A 21,143-nucleotide genomic window follows, 5' to 3' on the forward strand; every position below is an offset into this window, starting at 1 on the left:
AAGAGGCTGATTCCGCAGCTTTCTGCTCCAAGTCTTCAACCGGAGCCGAAGGAGCGGATCCGTCAAAATCATCCTTATCCTCTTTGAGGTCTTTTTGCTTCATTGCGGACAAGGAAGATTTCTTCTCGGATTTACGCCCGTATAACTGCCGTTTCTGTCTGGCAATCTCATAAAGTTCATCAGCGCGCGTATTCTCGAGTGCTTCAAGGGCACTGGAAAGCTCCTGTATTTTCTCTTCTGCGGCTGACTTGGCCTCAAGGGCCTGGGAAAGACGGTTGGAAAGCGTCTTGTTGTCATGTCTCATGCTTTTCAGTTCCTCAAGTGCCCTGTCAAGTTTAGACAGGATCTGCATATTACCCGACTGCTGTTCACGCTGTAAGTCGTCAAGCAGGTTTCGAAGCCGCAGGATCTCATCATCCTTTGACAGTAGCTGGGCGATTAATATGTTGATCGTTTCCTTGTCTTCCGGGGTGCAAAGTTACTACAAAAAAGTGAAATGCGGAAAGATATAGTGATAGAATTGAGTTACAAGGGTTTTGGTTGAAGTGGCGATAATCCGTGAAGCCATTACAATCCCTGCCGAAGCCAAATCCTGACGCCGCTACGTTACTTGTTCGTAACCATGCCCGAAAATGCGACAAACGGGTACGAATAGCGAAACAAGGCTCTAAGGAATAGTGAGTTATCCATAACTCATGCGAAAAATCAGGTTACGGAAAAAGATTGCGCCGTTCCTCCCCGTTTTGCGTACCAACACCGGACTCTTCACCAACTAATTTTGAAACCCAAAAATTAAGGACAATGAAGAGTACATTTTCAGTAATCTACTACCTCAAGCGTCAGGTAGTGAAAAAGGACGGGACAGTTCCCGTCATGGGACGCATCACGGTGGACGGCAGCCAGACACAGTTCAGCTGCAAACTGACTGTCGATCCGAAACTGTGGGACACCAAAGGTGGACGTGTCACGGGCAGAAGCACGGCGGCACTCGAAACGAACCGTATGCTTGACAAGATGCGGGTACGCATCAACAGGCATTATCAGGAAATCATGGAGCGTGACAACTTCGTCACGGCGGAGAAGGTGAAGAACGCCTTTCTCGGACTGGAACACCGCTACCACACGCTGATGCAGGTGTTCCGCCAGCACAACGAGGACTACGAGAAGCAGGTGGAGGCAGGCATGAAAGCCAAAGGCACGCTGCTGAAGTACCGCACCGTTTACAAGCACATGCAAGAGTTCCTCGACATCCGCTACCATGTGAAGGACATCGCCCTAAAAGAGCTTACCCCGGCTTTCATCTCCGACTTCGAGATGTTCCTGCGCACGGACAAGCACTGCTGCACCAATACCGTGTGGCTGTACGTCTGCCCGTTACGGACGATGGTATTCATCGCCATCAACAACGAGTGGCTGACGCGCGACCCGTTCCGCGAGTATGAAATCAAGAAGGAGGAAACAACACGCAGTTTCCTGACCAAAGATGAGATCCGCCTGCTGATGGAGGGGAAACTGAAAAACGCCAAACAGGAATTGTACCGCGACCTCTACCTGTTCTGCGCCTTCACGGGGCTGTCGTTCGCGGATATGCGCAACCTTACGGAAGAGAATATCCGCACCTACTTCGACGAACACGAGTGGATAAACATCAACCGCCAGAAAACGGGCGTGGTGTCCAACATCCGCCTGCTCGACATCGCCAACCGCATAATCGGCAAATACCGGGGACTGTGCGGGGACGGCAGGATATTTCCCGTTCCGCATTATAACACGTGCCTTGCCGGTATCCGTGCCGTCGCCAAGCGTTGCGGCATCACCAAGCATATCACGTGGCATCAGAGCCGCCACACGGCAGCCACGACGATATTCCTCTCCAACGGTGTTCCCATCGAAACGGTCAGCTCCATGCTCGGACACAAGAGCATAAAGACGACGCAGATTTACGCAAAGATAACCAAAGAGAAGCTCAATCAGGACATGGAGAACCTTGCCGCAAGATTGAACGGCGTCGAGGAATTTGCAGGTTGCACCATCTAAAAAGAAAAGCCATGAAACGTGACACAATCATCATCGAGGACAAGGCAGTCAGCGTAACCGGTAACGACGTGTGGATGACCGCCACCGAAATAGCCGGATTGTTCCATACGACCGTCCCGGCAGTGAACGCCGCCATCAGAGCCGTCCGCAAGTCGGACGTGCTGAACGACTACGAGGTGTGCCGCTACATGCAGCTTGAAAACGGGCTGCACGCGGACGTGTACGCCCTTGAAATCATCATCCCGGTCGCTTTCAGGGTGAATACCTACAACACCCACCTGTTCCGCACATGGCTGGTGGGAAAGGCACTCTCACAAGAGAAACGGCAGACATACGTGATGTTCATACAGAACGGAAAAGCCGGGTATTGCTGATTGCACATACCCCATAAGACAAGTAAACGGGTAGCACCACAAAAGGTGTCACCCGTTTACTTTTTCATGAAACCGCCTCACTCCAGCGGCTTGCGGTAGTTCGCTTCCAGTACCCCGCGCAGCCCCGTTTCCGGGTAAAGCACCTTCCCTCCCAAAAGTATGAAGGGCAACACGCGGTTGTTGCGGTATTCCTGCAAGGTGCGCCGGCTCACACGGAGCAGTTCCGACACCTCGCCGTCCGTCAGGTAACGTTCCCCGTCCAGCGGAGGACGGTAGCTTTCCAGAAATGCGGACAGCCATTTCGAGCCTTTGCGCATATCCTGCACCACAGAGGCTATCGGCTCGTCTTCCATCGTAAAAACATCGTTGTTCTCGTTCATCATAACTTCGGATTCAGTGGGTGAATAAATCAAATCATCTGCCGTGCGGATAGAGCGTGCCGACAAGCGGTATCAGCCGCTTCACCTCCTCTGGCTTGTAATAGAACCTGCGGTTTATCTGCGAGTAGCCGATAAGCCGCCTGTCACGCAGCGTCTGCAACGTGCGCGGGCTTATTCTCAACTGCCCGCAGACCTCCTCGCCCGTGAGCCATCTTTCCATGCGCCCCGTGTCGCTTTTGCGCCTCAGGGCGGCGACCTTCTCCGAGAGTGCGCCGAATGCCGCCACCATCATCTCGAAAGTCTTTTTCTCGATAGATACTATTTCCATATTCATGTCATTTAGAGTTTGCCGCAAAGGTAACGAAACGGCATACAAGACGTATCGTTTTCCGCTGAAAGGCTGCCTGTTGCGCCGTTTGACCGGGTTACGGAGCCATCTTCCGCAAAAATCTTACGTGAGTCACGTAGTGAGTTGTTAAAGCCCCTTTTGTTTATTGCCGAATTTTGTCGCAGAAACAAAAAGAAAGGACTGAACATGAAAGTGATAACAATGGAAAGTTCCGCCTACAAGGAGATGATGGCGCAGATTGCGAACATCGCAGGGTACATCCGCGAGGCAAGGGACGAGAAGAAACGGAAGCGGGAAACCGAAGACAAGCTGCTTGACACGGCACAGGCGGCGAAGATGCTCAACGTGAGCAAGCGCACCATGCAGCGTATGCGCACCGACCACCGTATCGAGTATGTGGTGGTACGCGGAAGCTGCCGCTACCGCCTTTCCGAGATACTGCGGCTATTGGAGGACAACACAGTAAGGAACGAGGAAGGGACAATAGACACCCTGTTCCACAACCACACGCTGCGCACGGGCGGCAAACCAAAAGGAAGGAGGACATAGGTCATGGAACTGCTCACACGAAACAACTTCGAGGGCTGGATGCAGAAGCTGATGGAACGGCTCGACCGTCAGGACGAACTGCTGCTGGCGATGAAGGCTGAGGGGAAACAGCCCACTATCACGGAAAGCATCCGCCTTTTCGACAATCAGGATTTGTGCATGTTGCTCCAGATAAGCAAACGCACCCTCCAACGCTACCGCAGCGTAGGCGCATTGCCCTACAAGACGCTGGGCAAGAAGACCTATTACAGCGAGGAGGACGTGCTGACATTCCTTTCCAACCATATCAAGGACTTCAAAAAGGAAGATATAGCCTTCTACAAGGCTCGTATCCATAATTTCTTTCATAAATAACCCATTAAAACATTTTTCAGATGGCAAAGAAAAAAGACGAAAAGGACGTGCTGGTAGTCCGTGACGAGAAGACAGGCGAGATCAGCGTGGTAGCCGGGCTGAACGCGGACGGCACACCCAAGCGCACCCCCGCAAAAGCGGAGAACGCGCAGAGTTTCCTGCAATTCGACCGACATGGCGACGTGCTGGACAACTTCTTCAAGAACTTCTTCCGGCAGTGCAAGGAACCCAGCCGCTTCGGTTTCTACCGCATTGCGGCAGACCAAGCTGAAAATCTCTTAGAGGTGATGAAGCAACTGCTGAAAGACCCCGAAGCGAACAAGGAGCTGCTCGCCCCTCACAAGGTGGACACCTCCGACTATGAGAAGAAGGTGCAGGAAGAGATGGCAGCACAACAGACAGAGAAACAAGAACCTCAAAAACAGGAGAACATGGAACAACGGAAAGAACAGCAACAGGACAAATCCGAACAGATGCAGGGCAAACGTGGCTACCAGCCCATCGACGAGAGTAAAATCAACTGGCAGGAGCTGGAGGACAGATGGGGCGTAAAGCGGGACAACCTTGAAAAGTCCGGCGACCTTACGAAGATGCTCAACTATGGCAAGTCCGACTTGGTAAAGGTCAAACCGACCTTCGGCGGCGAATCATTCGAGCTGGACGCCCGCCTCTCCTTCAAGAAGGACGGTGAGGGAAACATCAGCCTCGTGCCGCACTTCATCCGCAAGGAGCAGAAGCTGGATGAGTACAAGGAACACAAATTCTCCGACAATGACCGGAAGAACCTCCGCGAAACGGGCAATCTCGGTAGGGTCGTGGACATTGTGGACAGGGAAACGGGCGAGATCATCCCCTCCTACATCAGCATCGACCGCAAGACGAATGAAATCACGGACATTCCGGCAAGCAGGGTGCGCATCCCGGAGCGCATCGGCAAGACGGAAATCACCACGCAGGAGCGGGACATGCTCCGCGCCGGACTGCCCGTACGCGACAAGCTCATCGAGCGCAACGACGGCAGAAAGTTCGTCACCACCCTGCAAGTGAACGTGGAGCAGCGCGGCGTGGAGTTCGTGCCGGGAACCGGCAAGTCGCCCCGTACCGCACAGACACAGGAAACCAAAGGCGACACATCGAAAAGTCAGGCGCAGGGCGGGGAAAATGCCGCACAGACCAAGAAGGAGCAACGCCGCAACACGTGGACGAACGAGGACGGCAGCATCCGCCCCATCAGCAAATGGAGCGGCGTGAGCTTCACCGACCAGCAGAAAGCCGACTATGTGGCGGGTAAAGCCGTGAAGCTGGAGAACGTGACCGACAAGCAGGGCTTCCATGCCACGATGTATATCAAGTTCAACCCGGAGAAGGGACGCCCGTACCGCTACGACACGAACCCTGACAATGCACAGCAGGTTGCTCCGTCCAACGAGAGCCGCACGCAGGTGGCGGTGAACAACGATGGCAAGACCAACGAGGCTACAAAGAATCTGAGAGAGCCGTTGCAGAAAGGTCAGACCAACCCGAAGGACGCCCGCCAGCAACAGCAGCAGGAGAAGCCGCAGAAGAAAACGGGCAAGGGCATGAAAATGTAATCCCGTGTCCGCCACTGAATCCAAAATAAAATCCAAAGTATCAACAAAAAAGAAGAAGACATGAAGACAATCATTGCAGAAAAGCCCTCCGTGGCACGTGAAATCGCCCGCATCGTGGGCGCGACAAAGAGAGAGGAAGGATATTTCGAGGGAGGCGGTTATGCCGTGACATGGGCATTCGGACACCTCGTTCAGCTTGCCATGCCCGACGGCTACGGCGTGCGCGGATTTGTCCGTGACAACCTCCCGATTATTCCCGACACATTCACGCTCGTCCCCCGTCAGGTCAGGACGGAGAAAGGTTACAAGCCCGACAGCGGCGTGGTGTCGCAGATAAAAGTCATCAAAAGACTGTTCGACACAAGCGAACATATCATCGTGGCGACCGATGCCGGACGCGAGGGAGAGCTTATCTTCCGCTACCTCTACCACTATACGGGTTGCACCACTCCTTTCGTGCGCCTGTGGATCAGCTCTCTCACCGACAAAGCTATCCGCGAGGGACTGCGGAAACTCGAAGACGGCAGCAAATACGACAACCTCTACCTCGCCGCCAAAGCGCGGAGCGAATCCGACTGGCTCGTGGGCATCAACGGCACACAGGCGTTATCCATCGCCGCCGGACACGGCACGTATTCCGTGGGGCGGGTGCAGACACCAACGTTGGCTATGGTATGTGAACGCTACTGGGAGAACCGCCGCTTTACGTCCGAAGCATTCTGGCAGCTCCATATCGCAACGGACGGTTGCGACGGCGAAGTCGTGAAATTCTCATCCTCCGAGAAATGGAAAGAGAAAGAACCGGCGATGGAACTATATAATAAGGTAAAGGCGGCAGGTTGCGCCACTGTCACGAAAGCCGAGCGCAAGGAGAAGACGGAGGAAACTCCCTTGCTCTACGACCTGACCACGCTCCAGAAAGAAGCCAACGCCAAGCACGGCTTCACGGCGGAACAGACGCTTGAAATCGCGCAGAAACTCTACGAAAAGAAGTTGATAACCTATCCGAGAACGGGAAGCCGCTACATCCCCGAAGACGTGTTTGCCGAAATTCCCAAACTGCTCGCTTTCATCGGCACACAGCCCGAATGGAAAGACAAGGTGCGGGCAAAAGCCGCCCCGACACGCCGCAGCGTGGACGACGGCAAGGTGACAGACCACCATGCCCTGCTCGTCACGGGTGAGAAACCGCTCTTCCTCTCCAAAGAGGACAATACCATCTATCAGATGATTGCCGGGCGCATGGTCGAGGCATTCTCTGAGAAATGCGTCAAGGATGTGACCACTGTCACGGCGGAATGTGCCGGAGTGGAGTTTACCGTAAAAGGCAGCGTCGTGAAGCAAACCGGATGGCGTGCCGTCTATGGCGAGGAAAAAGAGGAAATTACCATCCCCGGCTGGCAGGAAGGCGACACGCTGACACCGAAAGGCTCGTCCATTACCGAAGGAAAGACCAAACCCAAGCCGCTGCATACCGAAGCCACCCTGCTCTCGGCAATGGAAACGGCGGGCAAGGAAATTGAGGACGACGCACTGCGGCAGGCGATGAAGGACTGTGGCATCGGTACTCCCGCCACACGCGCCTCCATCATCGAAACGCTTTTCAAGCGCGGTTACATGGAACGCTGCAAGAAGTCGCTTGTTCCCACCGAAAAAGGACTTGCCCTCAATTCCGTCGTCAAGACGATGCGCATCGCCGATGTTGCCATGACGGGCGAATGGGAAAAGGAGCTGGCGCGTATCGAGCGCGGGGAACTGTCCGACGACACCTTCCGCAAGGAGATAGAGGCGTACACACGTGAGATAACCTCCGAACTGATCTCGTGCGACAAGCTCTTCGGCAGCCGTGACTCCGGCTGCGCGTGTCCCAAGTGTGGCACGGGCAGGATGCGGTTCTACGGCAAGGTGGTACGCTGCGACAACACGGAGTGCGGACTGCCCGTGTTCCGGCTGAAAGCGGGACGCACCCTGTCCGACGATGAAATCAAAGACCTGCTCACCGAAGGGCATACCAAGCTGCTCAAAGGGTTCAAGAGCAAACAGGGCAAGAGTTTCGATGCTGTTGTCGCCTTTGACGGGGAATATAACACGACTTTTGTGTTCCCGGAGGCTAAAAAGGACAAGAAATTTTCAGGACGGAAGAAATAGTATTAACTTTGCCACTTGTTCAGAGTAATGAATTGTTCTTCGATACCGGATTACACTCATACTTTGGATTTAGTGGTGGCACTCGGAGGGATACCGAGTGCCTTTTTCTTCCTTTTTCCAACCGATTATCCCGTTAATTATCAATCCGCTAAATCCAAAGTAATGAACAACAAGAAGAAAAACGAGGGTCAGACCGACTTTTCCTATTACGGTCTGTACCTGCTGGACTATCTCCGCACGAACAAGTTTGAACAGGCTGACGACACCGCTTTCATACGGGAACGGGCCGACCGTGCCGCCGAAACGTATGAGAGGGCACGGCTTGAAGGCTATCCCGCCGATGGTGCGCAGGAACTGGCGATGGACACGCTGCTGCGCGGGCTGCATTATTCCCGTTACGCCATCCTCCGCGAAGTCGTGGAAAACGAGTTTGCCGATGAAGTGCCGGAAGAGAAGCGTGAAGCCTTTGTCCTGAAACTGCTGCCGCTTGTCGGCAACGTGTTCTCCGTCTATGACCTCTCGGATGACAATTTCGCCCTGTCTTCCGATTACGACCTGCTCTACACGGAGCTGACGGGAGCAACCGTCCTTTACTTAGACGAATATGGCGTTTAACCGCAAACAGAAACTGCGGGACAACATCGAGGCGATACGGACGGCATTCATCCTTGACAGGGAAAATAGGACAGCGACAACCGAAGAGCGTGCCATACTTCAAAGGTACTGCGGTTTCGGCGGTCTGAAATGTATCCTCAACCCTGCAAAGGAACTGACGGATGCCGTCCGGTGGGCGAAATCCGACCTCGAACTGTTCGCCCCGACGGTGGAGCTGCACAGGCTTATCCGTGAGAACAGCAAGGACGAAACAGAGTACAAGCGGTTTGTGGATTCGCTGAAAGCGTCCGTGCTGACCGCTTTCTACACCCCCAAAGAGATAACCGACACCATCGCGGACGTGCTGGCAGATTACAGCGTCCGCCCCGCCCGTATGCTCGAACCGTCGGCAGGTGTCGGCGTGTTCGTGGATTCCATGCTGCGGCACAGCCCCAATGCGGATGTGATGGCTTTCGAGAAGGATCTGCTCACGGGTACAATCTTGAGGCATCTCTATCCCGACCAGAAAATGCGCACCTGCGGTTTTGAGAAAATCGAAAGACCGTTCAACAATTATTTCGACTTGGCGGTGTCCAACATTCCGTTCGGTGACATTGCCGTGTTCGACGCGGAGTTTCAGCGGAGCGACTCTTTCGGCAGACGCTCCGCCCAGAAAACCATCCACAACTATTTCTTTCTCAAAGGACTGGATGCCGTGCGTGACGGCGGTATCGTGGCGTTCATCACCTCGCAAGGGGTATTGAATAGCACCAAGACCTCCGTGCGTAACGAGCTGTTCAGTCAGGCCAATCTGGTATCCGCGATACGCCTGCCCAACAACCTGTTCACGGACAACGCGGGCACGGAGGTGGGCAGTGACCTGATTGTCCTGCAAAAGAACCTCAGCAAGAAGGAAATGTCGCAGGACGAGCGGCTGATGACCGTGATACAGACGGACACGAAAACCGCCCTGACCGACAACGCCTATTTCATCCACCACCCGGAACGCATCGTGCATACGATGGCGAAACTTGACACAGACCCCTACGGGAAGCCCGCTATGGTTTATCTGCACGAGGGCAAGGCAGCAGGCATCGCCGGGGATTTGCGCCGTATGCTCGACGAGGATTTCCATTACAGGCTTGCCATGCGCTTGTATTCGGGTTCAATCCGGCAGGCAGGAACGGAAGAAAAAGTTGCCGTTCAAAATAAAGTAGAGCGTCCTGCCATAAAATTGGAAACAGTATCCTCGGCGCAGACGGTGGAAACTCCGACAGAAAAGCCGCAACCCGCAGATGAAAAGCCGGAGATAGAACCGCGCCCGCAATATTCCGCAGGCGTGCAGCTCACCCTGCTTGACCTCTGGGGGATGACGGAAGAGGTCAGCCAACCGAAAACCTCCAAAAAGAAAAAGACGGTGAAAAAGGCAGTTACGGCAAAGTCCACTCCGCCCAAACCGAAAGTCACGGTTACACCGACAGCTCCAACTGCAAAACCCGCAATGGAGAATAAGGAGGTGAAAGCGGAGAACACCGCCAAGCCTGCCGACCCGGACGACATCTATGCCACACTGGACTGGGATACCAATCCTCCCATCAACGGTTTCTATGAAATGATGATGGGTTTGACGCCGGAGCGTAGGAAAGAACTTCGGGAACTGGCAAGGCAGCATAACGAGAAACAAGTGGCGGAAAAGACGGAAGTGAAAGCCGTGCCGGAAACTTCCCGTGAGCAGCCACGACAGGAGGAAACACAGCCGGAGGCAGTCGCCGCACCTGCCGTTACAGATACCCCATCGGAAGCGGTGGGGACTTTCCTTTTCCCCGACATCGAAGCGGAAAAGCCGAAGGAGGAAGTCGTGGACCTTTCTCCGCGTGCCTACCACCGCACGCCGGAGATGCACCTGCGCGAAGGGTCGCTGGTGGCTGACCGGGGGCGTCATAACATCGGCTACCTGAAAGACATCACGCCATACGGGGCGACATTCCAGCCGCTCGACCTGAAAGGATACCAGAAGGAAAAGGCGTTGTTGTATGTGTCGCTGCGTGACGCCTACGAGCGTCTGTACCGTTATGAATCGCTCCGGCGCGAGGCAAATGTTCCGTGGCGAGAGCATCTGAATACCTGTTACGATGAGTTTGTCATGCGCTACGGCAACCTCAACGCCAAGCAGAACGTGAAGTTAGTGATGATGGATGCGGGCGGGCGCGACATCCTTTCGCTGGAACGGATGGAAAACGGAAAGTTCGTCAAGGCGGACATCTTCGAGCATCCTGTTTCCTTCGCGGTGGAGAGCCATGCCAACGTAGGCTCTCCCGAAGAAGCCCTGTCTGCGTCGCTCAACAAATATGGTACGGTCAATCTCGACTATATGCGGGAGATAACCGACAGCACGGCGGAGGATTTGCTCACTGCCCTGCAAGGGCGCATCTACTACAATCCGCTCGTGACCGGTTACGAAATCAAAGACCGTTTCATCGCCGGAAATGTCATAGAGAAAGCGGAACGCATAGAGGCATGGATGGGTGACAATCCCGAAAATGAGCGTATGCCGGAGGTGAAGCAGGCGTTGGAGGCTCTGAAAGATGCCGAGCCGCAGCGCATCGCCTTCGAGGATCTGGACTTCAATTTCGGGGAACGCTGGATTCCGACGGGTGTCTATGCCGCCTACATGAGCCGGCTGTTCGACACGGAGGTGAAAATCGCCTATTCCGCAAGCATGGACGAGTTTTCGGTGGTGTGCGGCTACCGCACCATGAAAATCACGGACGAGTTTCTGGTGAAGGGGTATTACCGGAACTATGACGGTATGCACCTCCTAAAACACGCCCTGCACAACACCTGCCCTGACATGATGAAGTCCATCGGCAAGGACGAGCATGGCAACGACATCAAGATGCGCGACAGCGAGGGAATACAACTCGCCAACGCCAAGATTGACGAGATACGAAACGGCTTCTCCGAATGGCTCGAAGAGCAGTCGCCGCAGTTCAAGGAGCGGCTTGTGACGATGTATAACCGCAAGTTCAACTGTTTCGTGCGCCCGCGCTACGACGGCTCCCATCAGACCTTTCCCGACCTCAACCTGAAAGGGCTGGCAAGCCGGGGTATCAAGAGCGTCTATCCCTCACAGATGGATTGCGTCTGGATGTTGAAACAGAACGGCGGCGGAATTTGCGACCACGAGGTGGGAACCGGTAAGACGCTGATAATGTGCATCGCCGCGCATGAGATGAAGCGTCTGAATTTGGCACACAAGCCGATGATTATCGGGCTGAAAGCCAACGTTGCGGAGATTGCAGCCACCTATCAGGCGGCATATCCCAACGCACGTATTCTGTACGCTTCGGAGAAGGACTTTTCGACCGCCAACCGTGTGCGCTTCTTCAATAATATAAAGAACAACGACTACGATTGCGTCATCATGTCGCACGACCAGTTCGGCAAGATACCGCAGTCGCCGGAATTGCAGCAGCGCATCCTGCAAGCAGAGCTTGACACGGTGGAGGAAAACCTCGAAGTGCTACGGCAGCAGGGAAAGAACGTGTCGCGGGCGATGCTGAAAGGATTGGAGAAGCGCAAGCACAACCTTGAAGCGAAGCTGGAGAAGGTGGAACACGCCATAAAGTCACGCACGGACGACGTGGTGGATTTCAAGCAGATGGGCATCGACCACATCTTCATAGATGAGAGCCACCAGTTCAAGAATCTGACTTTCAACACGCGCCACGACCGTGTGGCGGGATTGGGAAACAGCGAGGGAAGCCAGAAGGCACTTAACATGCTCTTTGCCATACGCACCATACAGGAGCGCACAGGAAAAGACTTGGGTGCGACCTTCCTCTCCGGCACGACTATCAGCAACTCACTGACTGAATTGTACCTGCTGTTCAAGTACCTGCGCCCGAAGGAGCTGGAACGGCAGGACATAAGGTGTTTCGACGCTTGGGCGGCGATATTTGCCAAGAAGACGACGGATTTTGAATTTAACGTGACGAACAATGTGGTCCAGAAGGAGCGTTTCCGCTACTTCATCAAAGTGCCGGAGCTTGCCGCCTTCTATAATGAAATCACGGACTACCGCACGGCGGAGGATGTGGGCGTTGACCGTCCTGCCAAGAACGAGATACTGCACCATATACCGCCCACGCCGGAACAGGAGGACTTCATACAGAAACTGATGCAGTTCGCCAAGACGGGCGATGCCACCTTGTTGGGCAGGCTGCCGCTTTCGGAAACGGAAGAAAAGGCGAAGATGCTCATCGCCACGGACTATGCCCGGAAAATGGCACTCGACATGCGCATGATAGACCCGAATTACGAAGATCATCCCGACAACAAAGCGAGTCACTGTGCCAAGATGATCGCGGAGTATTATCAAAAATACGACGCCCAGAAAGGCACGCAGTTCGTTTTCTCTGATTTGGGGACATACCAGCCGGGCGACGGGTGGAACGTCTATTCGGAAATCAAGCGCAAACTGACGGAGGACTACGGTATACCGCCAAGCGAGGTGCGCTTCATTCAGGAGTGCAAGACCGACAAGGCGCGGAAGGCGGTGATAGACGCCATGAACGCCGGGACGGTGCGTGTGCTGTTCGGCTCTACCTCTATGCTCGGAACGGGTGTGAACGCCCAGAAACGGTGTGTGGCTATCCATCATCTCGATACGCCGTGGCGACCGTCCGACTTGCAACAGCGTGACGGACGCGGAGTTAGGGCAGGTAATGAGATTGCCAAACATTTCGCCGGGAACAACGTGGATGTAATCATCTACGCGGTGGAGAAGTCACTGGACAGCTACAAGTTCAACCTCCTGCACTGCAAGCAGACTTTCATAAGCCAGCTCAAAAGCGGTGCGATGGGTGCGCGTACCATCGACGAGGGGGCAATGGACGAAAAATCGGGCATGAATTTCTCGGAATACATGGCGTTGCTCTCCGGCAATACCGACCTGTTGGACAAGGCGAAACTGGAAAAGCGGATCGCATCGCTCGAAGGGGAACGCAAGTCGTTCAACAAGGGCAAGCGTGATTCGGAGTTCAAGCTGGAGTCAAAGACCGGCGAGTTGCGCAACAACACGGCTTTCATAGATGCCATGACGGAGGACTGGAACCGCTTCCTGTCGGTGGTGCAGACCGACAAGGAGGGCAACCGCCTTAATATAATAAAGGTGGACGGAGTGGATTCCGCCGATGAGAAGGTCATCGGAAAGCGTTTGCAGGAGATAGCCAAGAATGCCACGACCGGAGGGTTGTACACGCAGGTCGGTGAACTTTACGGTTTTCCGATAAAGGTGGTGAGCGAAAGGATACTCAAAGAGGGATTGGAGTTCACCGACAACCGCTTCGTGGTCGAGGGGAACTACAAGTACACCTACAACAACGGGCATCTGGCGATGGCTGACCCGTTGGCCGCCGCCCGCAACTTCCTCAACGCGATGGAGAGGATACCCTCCATCATCGACCAGTACAAGGCGAAGAACGAGGTGCTGGAGATGGAGATACCGCAGTTACAGGAGATAGCGGGTAAGGTGTGGAAGAAGGAGGACGAGCTGAAGCAGTTGAAGTCCGAACTTGCCGCCCTTGACCGAAAAATTCAGCTGGAGCTTGCGCCACCCACGCCCGAAGTCGCAGAAAAGGAGAATGAAGGGCAACAGCTCAAGCCGGAAGCGGAAGATGTGAGGAACAGGCAGGCGCAATATCCCGAAAATGCACCGCCGCAGATACGCAGTCCGGCGGATAGTATCGTTGCCAACCATGTCATAATCGGGCGTCCGGGACTGTATGCCAAGGAGGAAACCCGGTCCAAAGGATTGAAAATATAACCTAAGGAATTTTATCTGAAGTATTAATAAGGGCTATCCCAAAAGGTCTAAAAGTAAATTTTATCCTTTCTGCAAGTATCTATAGGATGGCAACTGCATTTTTTTCTTTTTGGGCAGCCCTTATTAAAATTTATTCTTATTTTAGGTTATATACATTCATGTCCATTTATGTAAAAAATTCCTGCTGACCTTGTTTATGTCTTGTCAGTCACCATTTGCAAAACCATATTTGACCCTCAAAGAGGCTGAATTTGATAAGTAACTTGCTACATACTCATAATAAGGAGCTAAATAGAACACGAATGGGAAATACACAAATGCTAAACTAAAGAAGATATTGGCCAAAATAAACGCTATACCGAGAGAGAAACTTGATTTTTCAACTTCCTAAAACGGTGTTGTTCAAACATTTCTACTTATTTGTACTTGCCAGTTGAACCTACGCTTCCCTAATAAAATGTCTATGGTAAAAAGTTAAAAAATCCTCCCACTTTTGTTAGATATATTTTTTTGTGTAATTTTGTAATCGTTATGCGGCAGTAATAATATACATATTAATACGAGTTAGTAATCCTGTAGTTCTCATATGCTACGAGGAGGTATTAAAAGGTGCGTTTCGACAATGCATCTACTGTAGTATATTATTGCTTAATCCAAATGAATATTATAAATTTAGGAATTCTTGCTCACATTGATGCAGGAAAAACTTCCGTAACCGAGAATCTGCTGTTTGCCAGTGGAGCAACGGAAAAGTGCGGCCGTGTGGATAATGGTGACACCATAACGGACTCTATGGATATAGAGAAACGTAGAGGAATTACTGTCCGGGCTTCTACGACATCTATTATCTGGAATGGAGTGAAATGCAATATCATTGACACTCCGGGACACATGGATTTTATTGCGGAAGTGGAGCGGACATTCAAAATGCTTGATGGAGCAGTCCTCATCTTATCCGCAAAGGAAGGCATACAAGCGCAGACAAAGTTGCTGTTCAGTACTTTACAAAAGCTGCAAATCCCGACAATTATATTTATCAATAAGATTGACCGTGCCGGTGTGAATTTGGAGCGTTTGTATATGGATATAAAAACAAATCTGTCGCAAGATGTCCTGTTTATGCAAACTGTTGTCGATGGATCGGTTTATCCGGTTTGCTCCCAAACATATATAAAGGAAGAATACAAAGAATTTGTATGCAACCATGACGACGATATATTAGAACGATATTTGGCGGATAGCGAAATTTCACCGGCTGATTATTGGAATACGATAATCGCTCTTGTGGCAAAAGCCAAAGTCTATCCGGTGCTACATGGATCAGCAATGTTCAATATCGGTATCAATGAGTTGTTGGACGCCATTTCTTCTTTTATACTTCCTCCGGCATCAGTCTCAAACAGACTTTCAGCTTATCTCTATAAGATAGAGCATGACCCCAAAGGGCATAAAAGAAGTTTTCTTAAAATAATTGACGGAAGTCTGAGACTTCGAGACGTTGTAAGAATCAACGATTCGGAAAAATTCATCAAGATTAAAAATCTAAAGACTATTTATCAGGGCAGAGAGATAAATGTTGATGAAGTGGGTGCCAATGATATCGCGATTGTAGAAGATATAGAAGATTTTCGAATCGGAGATTATTTAGGTGCTAAACCTTGTTTGATTCAAGGATTATCTCATCAGCATCCCGCTCTCAAATCCTCCGTCCGGCCAAATAAGCCCGAAGAGAGAAGCAAGGTGATATCCGCTCTGAATACATTGTGGATTGAAGACCCGTCTTTGTCCTTTTCCATAAACTCATATAGTGATGAATTGGAAATCTCGTTATATGGTTTGACCCAAAAGGAAATCATACAGACATTGCTGGAAGAACGATTTTCCGTAAAGGTCCATTTTGATGAGATCAAGACTATCTACAAAGAACGACCTATAAAAAAGGTCAATAAGATTATTCAGATCGAAGTACCACCCAACCCTTACTGGGCCACAATAGGGCTGACTCTTGAACCCTTACCGTTAGGGGCAGGGTTGCAAATCGAAAGTGACATCTCCTATGGTTATCTGAACCATTCTTTTCAAAATGCCGTTTTTGAAGGGATTCGTATGTCTTGCCAATCTGGTTTACATGGATGGGAAGTGACAGATCTGAAAGTAACTTTTACTCAAGCCGAGTATTATAGCCCGGTAAGTACACCTGCTGATTTCAGACAGCTGACCCCTTATGTCTTCAGGCTGGCTTTGCAACAGTCAGGTGTGGACATTCTCGAACCGATGCTCTGTTTTGAGTTGCAGATACCCCAAGTAGCGAGTTCCAAAGCTATTACAGATTTGCAAAAACTGATGTCTGAGATTGAAGACATCAGTTGTAATAATGAGTGGTGTCATATTAAAGGGAAAGTTCCATTAAATACAAGTAAAGACTATGCCTCAGAAGTAAGTTCGTACACTAAGGGCTTAGGCATTTTTATGGTTAAGCCATGTGGGTATCAAATAACAAAAGACGGTTATTCTGATAATATCCGCATGAACGAAAAAGATAAACTTTTATTCATGTTCCAAAAATCAATGTCATTAAAATAATGGAGCGGTCAGGAAATTTCTATAAGGCAATACGGTTGGGATATATACTTATCTCCATTCTTATCGGATGTATGGCATATAATAGCCTCTATGAATGGCAGGAGATAGAAGCATTAGAACTTGGCAATAAAAAAATAGACGAGCTCCGAAAAGAAATAAACAATATCAATATTCAAATGATAAAATTTTCTCTATTGGGTGAAACAATACTGGAATGGAACGATAAAGATATCGAGCATTACCATGCACGGCGTATGGCAATGGACAGTATGCTCTGCCGTTTCAAGGCCACCTATCCAGCAGAGCGCATCGATAGTGTGCGCAGTCTTTTAGAGGATAAGGAACGACAGATGTTCCAGATAGTCCGGTTAATGGATGAACAACAATCTATTAACAAGAAGATAGCCAATCAAATTCCGGTTATTGTACAGAAAAGTGTGCAGGAACAGTCCAAAAAGCCAAAACGAAAAGGTTTCTTAGGCATATTCGGCAAAAAAAAGGAAGTAACTCCAGCAGTATCAACCACTATCCTTCATTCGGTCAATAGAAACGTAATCAGCGAACAGAAAGTGCAGGATCGCCAATTGTCGGAACAAGCCGACAGCCTTGCAGCTCGTAATGCAGAACTTAACAGACAACTGCAAGAATTGATTTGCCAAATAGAAGAAAAGGTACAAACCGAACTGCAAAGCCGGGAAAACGAAATAGTTGCCATGCGTGAAAAGTCATTTATGCAAGTAGGCGGTTTAATGGGATTCGTTCTTCTATTGTTGTTAATTTCCTACATCATCATACATCGTGATGCAAAAAGCATTAAACAATACAAGCACAAGACAACTGATTTGATAAGGCAACTGGAACAATCCGTACAACGGAACGAGGCACTGATAACGTCAAGGAAGAAGGCGGTACATACTATCACCCATGAACTGCGCACACCGCTGACAGCAATAACAGGCTATGCCGGACTGATACGGAAAGAACAGTGTGAGGATAAGTCCGGGCAGTATATCCAAAACATACTGCAATCCTCCGACCGTATGCGGGATATGCTTAACACTTTGCTTGACTTCTTCCGCCTGGACAACGGCAAGGAACAGCCCCGTCTGTCACCCTGCCGGATTTCAGCAATCACGCACACACTTGAAACGGAGTTCATGCCTGTTGCCGTGAACAAAGGGCTGTCCTTGTCCGTGAAGACTGGACACGATGCCATTGTATTGACCGACAAAGAGCGAATAATACAAATCGGGAATAACCTGCTGTCAAACGCTGTCAAGTTCACAGAAGAAGGCGGTGTTTCTTTGATTACTGAATATGATAATGGAGTTCTGACACTGGTCGTTGAAGATACAGGTACAGGCATGACAGAAGAGGAACAGAAACAAGCGTTCGGTGCGTTTGAACGTCTATCAAATGCCGCCGCAAAGGAGGGTTTCGGGCTTGGGCTTGCCATAATGCGTAATATTGTGTCGATGCTTGGCGGAACAATCCGTTTAGACAGCAAGAAAGGGAAAGGCAGTCGTTTCACAGTTGAAATTTCTATGCAGGAAGCTGAAGAACAGCTTGGATATACAAGCAATACACCTGTTTATCATAACAATAAATTCCATGATGTTGTCGCCATTGACAATGATGAGGTATTACTTCTGATGCTGAAAGAGATGTATTCCCAAGAAGGAATACACTGCGACACTTGCACCGATGCTGCGGCACTGATGGAAATGATACGCCAGAAAGAATACAGCCTGTTGCTGACAGACTTGAATATGCCCGATATAAACGGTTTCGAATTGCTGGAACTGTTGCGTTCGTCCAACGTGGGCAATTCACCAACAATCCCGGTGGTTGTGGCAACCGCTTCGGGCAGTTGTAACAAAGGGGAACTATTGGCAAAAGGCTTTGCCGGATGCCTGTTCAAACCGTTCTCCATATCGGAACTGATGGAGGTTTCCGACAGGTGTGCCATAAAAGCGACACCGGACGGGAAACCGGACTTTTCCGCCTTATTGTCCTATGGCAATGAAGCCGTCATGCTGGAAAAGTTGATAACTGAAACAGAAAAGGAAATGCAGGCGGTACGGGATGCAGCAAAAGAAAAAGACCTGCAAAAGCTGGATTCCCTGATCCACCACCTGCGCAGTTCGTGGGAGGTGCTCCGTGCCGACCAACCGCTGAATGTACTTTACGGATTGCTTCGTGGCGATGCTCTCCCGGATGGTGAAGCGTTAAGCCATGCCGTGACTGCCGTGCTGGATAAGGGAGTGGAAATAATACGGTTGGCAGAAGAGGAAAGGAGAAAATACGAAGATGAATAAGACAAAAATAATTGTGGTGGAAGACAACATCGTGTATTGCGAATATGTCTGCAATATGCTGTCACGGGAGGGCTACCGCAATATGAAGGCTTACCACCTCTCAACCGCGAAGAAACATCTGCAACAGGCAACAGATAATGATATCGTGGTTGCCGACCTGCGTCTGCCTGACGGCAGTGGCATAGACCTTTTGTGCTGGATGCGAAAGGAGGGAAAGATGCAGCCCTTCATCATTATGACCGACTACGCCGAAGTTAATACCGCCGTGGAAAGCATGAAACTCGGCTCGATAGACTATATTCCCAAACAGCTTGTGGAGGATAAACTTGTCCCCCTGATCCGTTCCATACTGAAAGAACGTCAGGCAGGACAACGCCGTATGCCTATATTCGCCCGTGAAGGTTCCGCCTTTCAGAAAATCATGCACCGCATAAGGCTGGTAGCCGCCACCGATATGAGCGTGATGATATTTGGTGAGAACGGCACGGGCAAGGAGCATATTGCCCACCTGTTGCATGACAAGAGCAAACGTGCAGGCAAGCCATTTGTGGCGGTGGACTGCGGTTCACTCTCCAAAGAGCTTGCACCGTCGGCTTTCTTCGGACACGTCAAAGGTGCATTTACAGGTGCGGACAATGCCAAGAAAGGATATTTCCATGAGGCGGAAGGCGGCACGTTGTTTCTGGACGAGGTAGGAAACCTCGCGTTGGAAACCCAACAGATGTTGCTCCGTGCCATACAGGAGAGGCGGTATCGCCCGGTCGGAGACAAGGCAGACCGGAATTTCAATGTCCGCATCATCGCTGCTACCAATGAAGATTTGGAGGTATCGGTGAATGAAAAGCGTTTTCGGCAGGATCTTCTGTACCGCCTGCACGACTTCGGGATAACCGTTCCTCCGTTGCGTGACTGTCAAGAAGACATTATGCCGCTGGCAGAGTTCTTCCGTGATATGGCAAACAGAGAGCTGGAGTGTAGCGTGAGCGGGTTCAGTTCCGAAGCACGTAAAGCGTTGCTGACACACGCATGGCCGGGCAACGTGCGGGAACTTCGGCAGAAAGTTATGGGTGCTGTATTGCAGGCGCAGGAAGGTGTTGTCATGAAAGAGCATCTGGAACTTGCCGTGACGAAACCGACCTCTACTGTCAGCTTCGCCTTGCGCAATGACGCGGAGGATAAGGAGCGGATATTGCGTGCGTTGAAACAGGCAAACGGCAACCGGAGTGTCGCCGCAGAACTGCTCGGCATAGGCAGGACAACACTATACAGCAAACTTGAAGAGTATGGACTTAAATATAAATTCAAGCAATCATAGCCCGTAATTCACTGAATTTGGCTATCTTTGCATAACATTTGAGAAAAACGGCGATTGGCAGGAGCTTTTCGCCGCCAACATATAGGATAAGACCGCAAGGCGTTTCAAGCGAAAATCTGGTAAATTGGAACTACGGAGACGATTGCGTGATGCTTATGCTATGCTTACGCATAGCGTGCATTCACGTACTCTCCGTAAAGGCTTTACCAGAGCCATCGCTTGAAGGTAGTGTGAATTGCACGCTACTTTTTTACCCTTGCCTAACGAAAGGAAACGATTATGGGTAAAGTTCAGATTCTCGCCGTACTGACGATGGACGGATGTCTTTCTTCAGAGTTATATGATAAAGCACATCAGGATTTGTGCCTTGACCGTTGCGGTCTTGATGAAATCAGGAAGAAAGCCTTTTACCGTGTGACACCGGACTATTCCATTTCAATGCTGCACGAATGGAGAAAAGACTGCACAAACATCCGTTACCTCGCGGAAGCCACACCGGACACGGCAGACTATATAAACGGACTGCTGCGGATGCACGCTGTGGATGAAATCATACTATACACCGTTCCTTTCATATCCGGAAGCGGACGACATTTTTTTAAGTCGGCTCTGCCAGAGCAACACTGGACGCTTTCCTCTTTGAAAAGCTATCCCAACGGTGTATGTCGCATTATCTATATCCTTGATAAAAAAGCAAGATAGCCAAAATGTGCGGCAAGCATA

14 protein-coding genes and 1 pseudogene are annotated in these 21,143 nt (G+C 50.9%); 12 read left to right on the forward strand and 3 right to left on the reverse strand.

Going from position 1 to position 21,143, the window contains the following annotated elements; genetic code table 11:
- A pseudogene (locus HMPREF0106_RS27525) lies at positions 1 to 304 on the reverse strand (IS66 family transposase); the annotation flags it as partial.
- A 497-nt stretch (positions 305 to 801) separates the two neighbouring features.
- Between HMPREF0106_RS27525 and HMPREF0106_RS04810 the strand changes: the two are divergent.
- Together HMPREF0106_RS04810 and HMPREF0106_RS04805 are read left to right on the forward strand one after the other, a co-directional pair.
- Positions 802 to 2,037: a site-specific integrase gene (locus tag HMPREF0106_RS04810; RefSeq protein ID WP_004291422.1), complete on the forward strand. Its 1,236-nt coding sequence runs from the start codon at positions 802 to 804 to the stop codon at positions 2,035 to 2,037.
- 11 nt (positions 2,038 to 2,048) lie between these two features.
- Complete coding sequence (locus HMPREF0106_RS04805) at positions 2,049 to 2,411, forward strand: hypothetical protein (protein WP_004291423.1); 363 nt, start codon at positions 2,049 to 2,051, stop codon at positions 2,409 to 2,411.
- A 77-nt stretch (positions 2,412 to 2,488) separates the two neighbouring features.
- Here HMPREF0106_RS04805 and HMPREF0106_RS04800 read toward each other — a convergent pair whose 3' ends face one another.
- On the reverse strand, positions 2,489 to 2,794 hold the full coding sequence (locus HMPREF0106_RS04800) for a helix-turn-helix domain-containing protein (RefSeq protein ID WP_004291424.1): 306 nt from the start codon (positions 2,792 to 2,794) through the stop codon (positions 2,489 to 2,491).
- A gap of 31 nt (positions 2,795 to 2,825) precedes the next feature.
- Complete coding sequence (locus tag HMPREF0106_RS04795; RefSeq protein ID WP_004291426.1) at positions 2,826 to 3,125, reverse strand: helix-turn-helix domain-containing protein; 300 nt, start codon at positions 3,123 to 3,125, stop codon at positions 2,826 to 2,828.
- 201 nt (positions 3,126 to 3,326) lie between these two features.
- Between HMPREF0106_RS04795 and HMPREF0106_RS04790 the strand changes: the two genes are divergently transcribed.
- The 10 genes from HMPREF0106_RS04790 to HMPREF0106_RS04750 all read left to right on the forward strand — a co-directional run bounded on the left by HMPREF0106_RS04790 (position 3,327) and on the right by HMPREF0106_RS04750 (position 21,122).
- The gene (locus HMPREF0106_RS04790; RefSeq protein WP_004304264.1) at positions 3,327 to 3,689 is read left to right on the forward strand and encodes a helix-turn-helix domain-containing protein; all 363 of its coding nucleotides are present in this window, start codon (positions 3,327 to 3,329) and stop codon (positions 3,687 to 3,689) included.
- A gap of 3 nt (positions 3,690 to 3,692) precedes the next feature.
- Positions 3,693 to 4,043, forward strand: coding sequence for a helix-turn-helix domain-containing protein (locus tag HMPREF0106_RS04785; protein ID WP_004291454.1), 351 nt, complete (start codon positions 3,693 to 3,695; stop codon positions 4,041 to 4,043).
- 20 nt (positions 4,044 to 4,063) lie between these two features.
- On the forward strand, positions 4,064 to 5,635 hold the full coding sequence (locus HMPREF0106_RS04780; protein WP_004291455.1) for a DUF3945 domain-containing protein: 1,572 nt from the start codon (positions 4,064 to 4,066) through the stop codon (positions 5,633 to 5,635).
- A gap of 60 nt (positions 5,636 to 5,695) precedes the next feature.
- Positions 5,696 to 7,783: a type IA DNA topoisomerase gene (gene topB, locus HMPREF0106_RS04775; protein WP_004291456.1), complete on the forward strand. Its 2,088-nt coding sequence runs from the start codon at positions 5,696 to 5,698 to the stop codon at positions 7,781 to 7,783.
- Positions 7,784 to 7,945: 162 nt separating this feature from the next.
- A complete protein-coding gene (locus tag HMPREF0106_RS0125125; protein WP_004304266.1) occupies positions 7,946 to 8,398 on the forward strand; it encodes a DUF1896 domain-containing protein in 453 nt (150 codons plus the stop codon).
- Entirely contained in the window at positions 8,388 to 14,204 is a 5,817-nt protein-coding gene (locus tag HMPREF0106_RS04770; RefSeq protein WP_004291462.1) for an N-6 DNA methylase, read from the forward strand. The genes HMPREF0106_RS0125125 and HMPREF0106_RS04770 overlap by 11 nt, the downstream gene beginning before the upstream one ends.
- A 657-nt stretch (positions 14,205 to 14,861) precedes the next feature.
- On the forward strand, positions 14,862 to 16,787 hold the full coding sequence (gene tet(Q), locus HMPREF0106_RS04765) for a tetracycline resistance ribosomal protection protein Tet(Q) (RefSeq protein ID WP_004291466.1): 1,926 nt from the start codon (positions 14,862 to 14,864) through the stop codon (positions 16,785 to 16,787).
- The gene (locus HMPREF0106_RS04760; protein ID WP_004291467.1) at positions 16,787 to 19,105 is read left to right on the forward strand and encodes an ATP-binding protein; all 2,319 of its coding nucleotides are present in this window, start codon (positions 16,787 to 16,789) and stop codon (positions 19,103 to 19,105) included. Before tet(Q) ends, HMPREF0106_RS04760 begins: the two co-directional genes overlap by 1 nt.
- Positions 19,098 to 20,420: a sigma-54-dependent transcriptional regulator gene (locus tag HMPREF0106_RS04755; protein ID WP_004291471.1), complete on the forward strand. Its 1,323-nt coding sequence runs from the start codon at positions 19,098 to 19,100 to the stop codon at positions 20,418 to 20,420. Before HMPREF0106_RS04760 ends, HMPREF0106_RS04755 begins: the two co-directional genes overlap by 8 nt.
- 279 nt (positions 20,421 to 20,699) lie before the next feature.
- Positions 20,700 to 21,122: a dihydrofolate reductase family protein gene (locus HMPREF0106_RS04750; RefSeq protein WP_004291474.1), complete on the forward strand. Its 423-nt coding sequence runs from the start codon at positions 20,700 to 20,702 to the stop codon at positions 21,120 to 21,122.
- The last annotated feature ends 21 nt before the right edge of the window (positions 21,123 to 21,143 follow it).

The sequence above is a fragment of the Bacteroides sp. D22 genome (assembly GCF_000163675.1).
Classification (GTDB): domain Bacteria; phylum Bacteroidota; class Bacteroidia; order Bacteroidales; family Bacteroidaceae; genus Bacteroides; species Bacteroides xylanisolvens.

Coding starts and splice junctions, on each gene's coding strand:
- HMPREF0106_RS04770 (WP_004291462.1), top strand. CDS start 8,388: ATGGCGTTTAACCGCAAACAGAAACTGCGGGACAACATCGAGGCGATA.
- HMPREF0106_RS04795 (WP_004291426.1), bottom strand. CDS start 3,125: ATGAATATGGAAATAGTATCTATCGAGAAAAAGACTTTCGAGATGATG.
- HMPREF0106_RS04805 (WP_004291423.1), top strand. CDS start 2,049: ATGAAACGTGACACAATCATCATCGAGGACAAGGCAGTCAGCGTAACC.
- HMPREF0106_RS04790 (WP_004304264.1), top strand. CDS start 3,327: ATGAAAGTGATAACAATGGAAAGTTCCGCCTACAAGGAGATGATGGCG.
- HMPREF0106_RS04760 (WP_004291467.1), top strand. CDS start 16,787: ATGGAGCGGTCAGGAAATTTCTATAAGGCAATACGGTTGGGATATATA.
- topB (WP_004291456.1), top strand. CDS start 5,696: ATGAAGACAATCATTGCAGAAAAGCCCTCCGTGGCACGTGAAATCGCC.
- HMPREF0106_RS04750 (WP_004291474.1), top strand. CDS start 20,700: ATGGGTAAAGTTCAGATTCTCGCCGTACTGACGATGGACGGATGTCTT.
- HMPREF0106_RS0125125 (WP_004304266.1), top strand. CDS start 7,946: ATGAACAACAAGAAGAAAAACGAGGGTCAGACCGACTTTTCCTATTAC.
- HMPREF0106_RS04800 (WP_004291424.1), bottom strand. CDS start 2,794: ATGATGAACGAGAACAACGATGTTTTTACGATGGAAGACGAGCCGATA.
- HMPREF0106_RS04780 (WP_004291455.1), top strand. CDS start 4,064: ATGGCAAAGAAAAAAGACGAAAAGGACGTGCTGGTAGTCCGTGACGAG.
- HMPREF0106_RS04785 (WP_004291454.1), top strand. CDS start 3,693: ATGGAACTGCTCACACGAAACAACTTCGAGGGCTGGATGCAGAAGCTG.
- HMPREF0106_RS04810 (WP_004291422.1), top strand. CDS start 802: ATGAAGAGTACATTTTCAGTAATCTACTACCTCAAGCGTCAGGTAGTG.
- HMPREF0106_RS04755 (WP_004291471.1), top strand. CDS start 19,098: ATGAATAAGACAAAAATAATTGTGGTGGAAGACAACATCGTGTATTGC.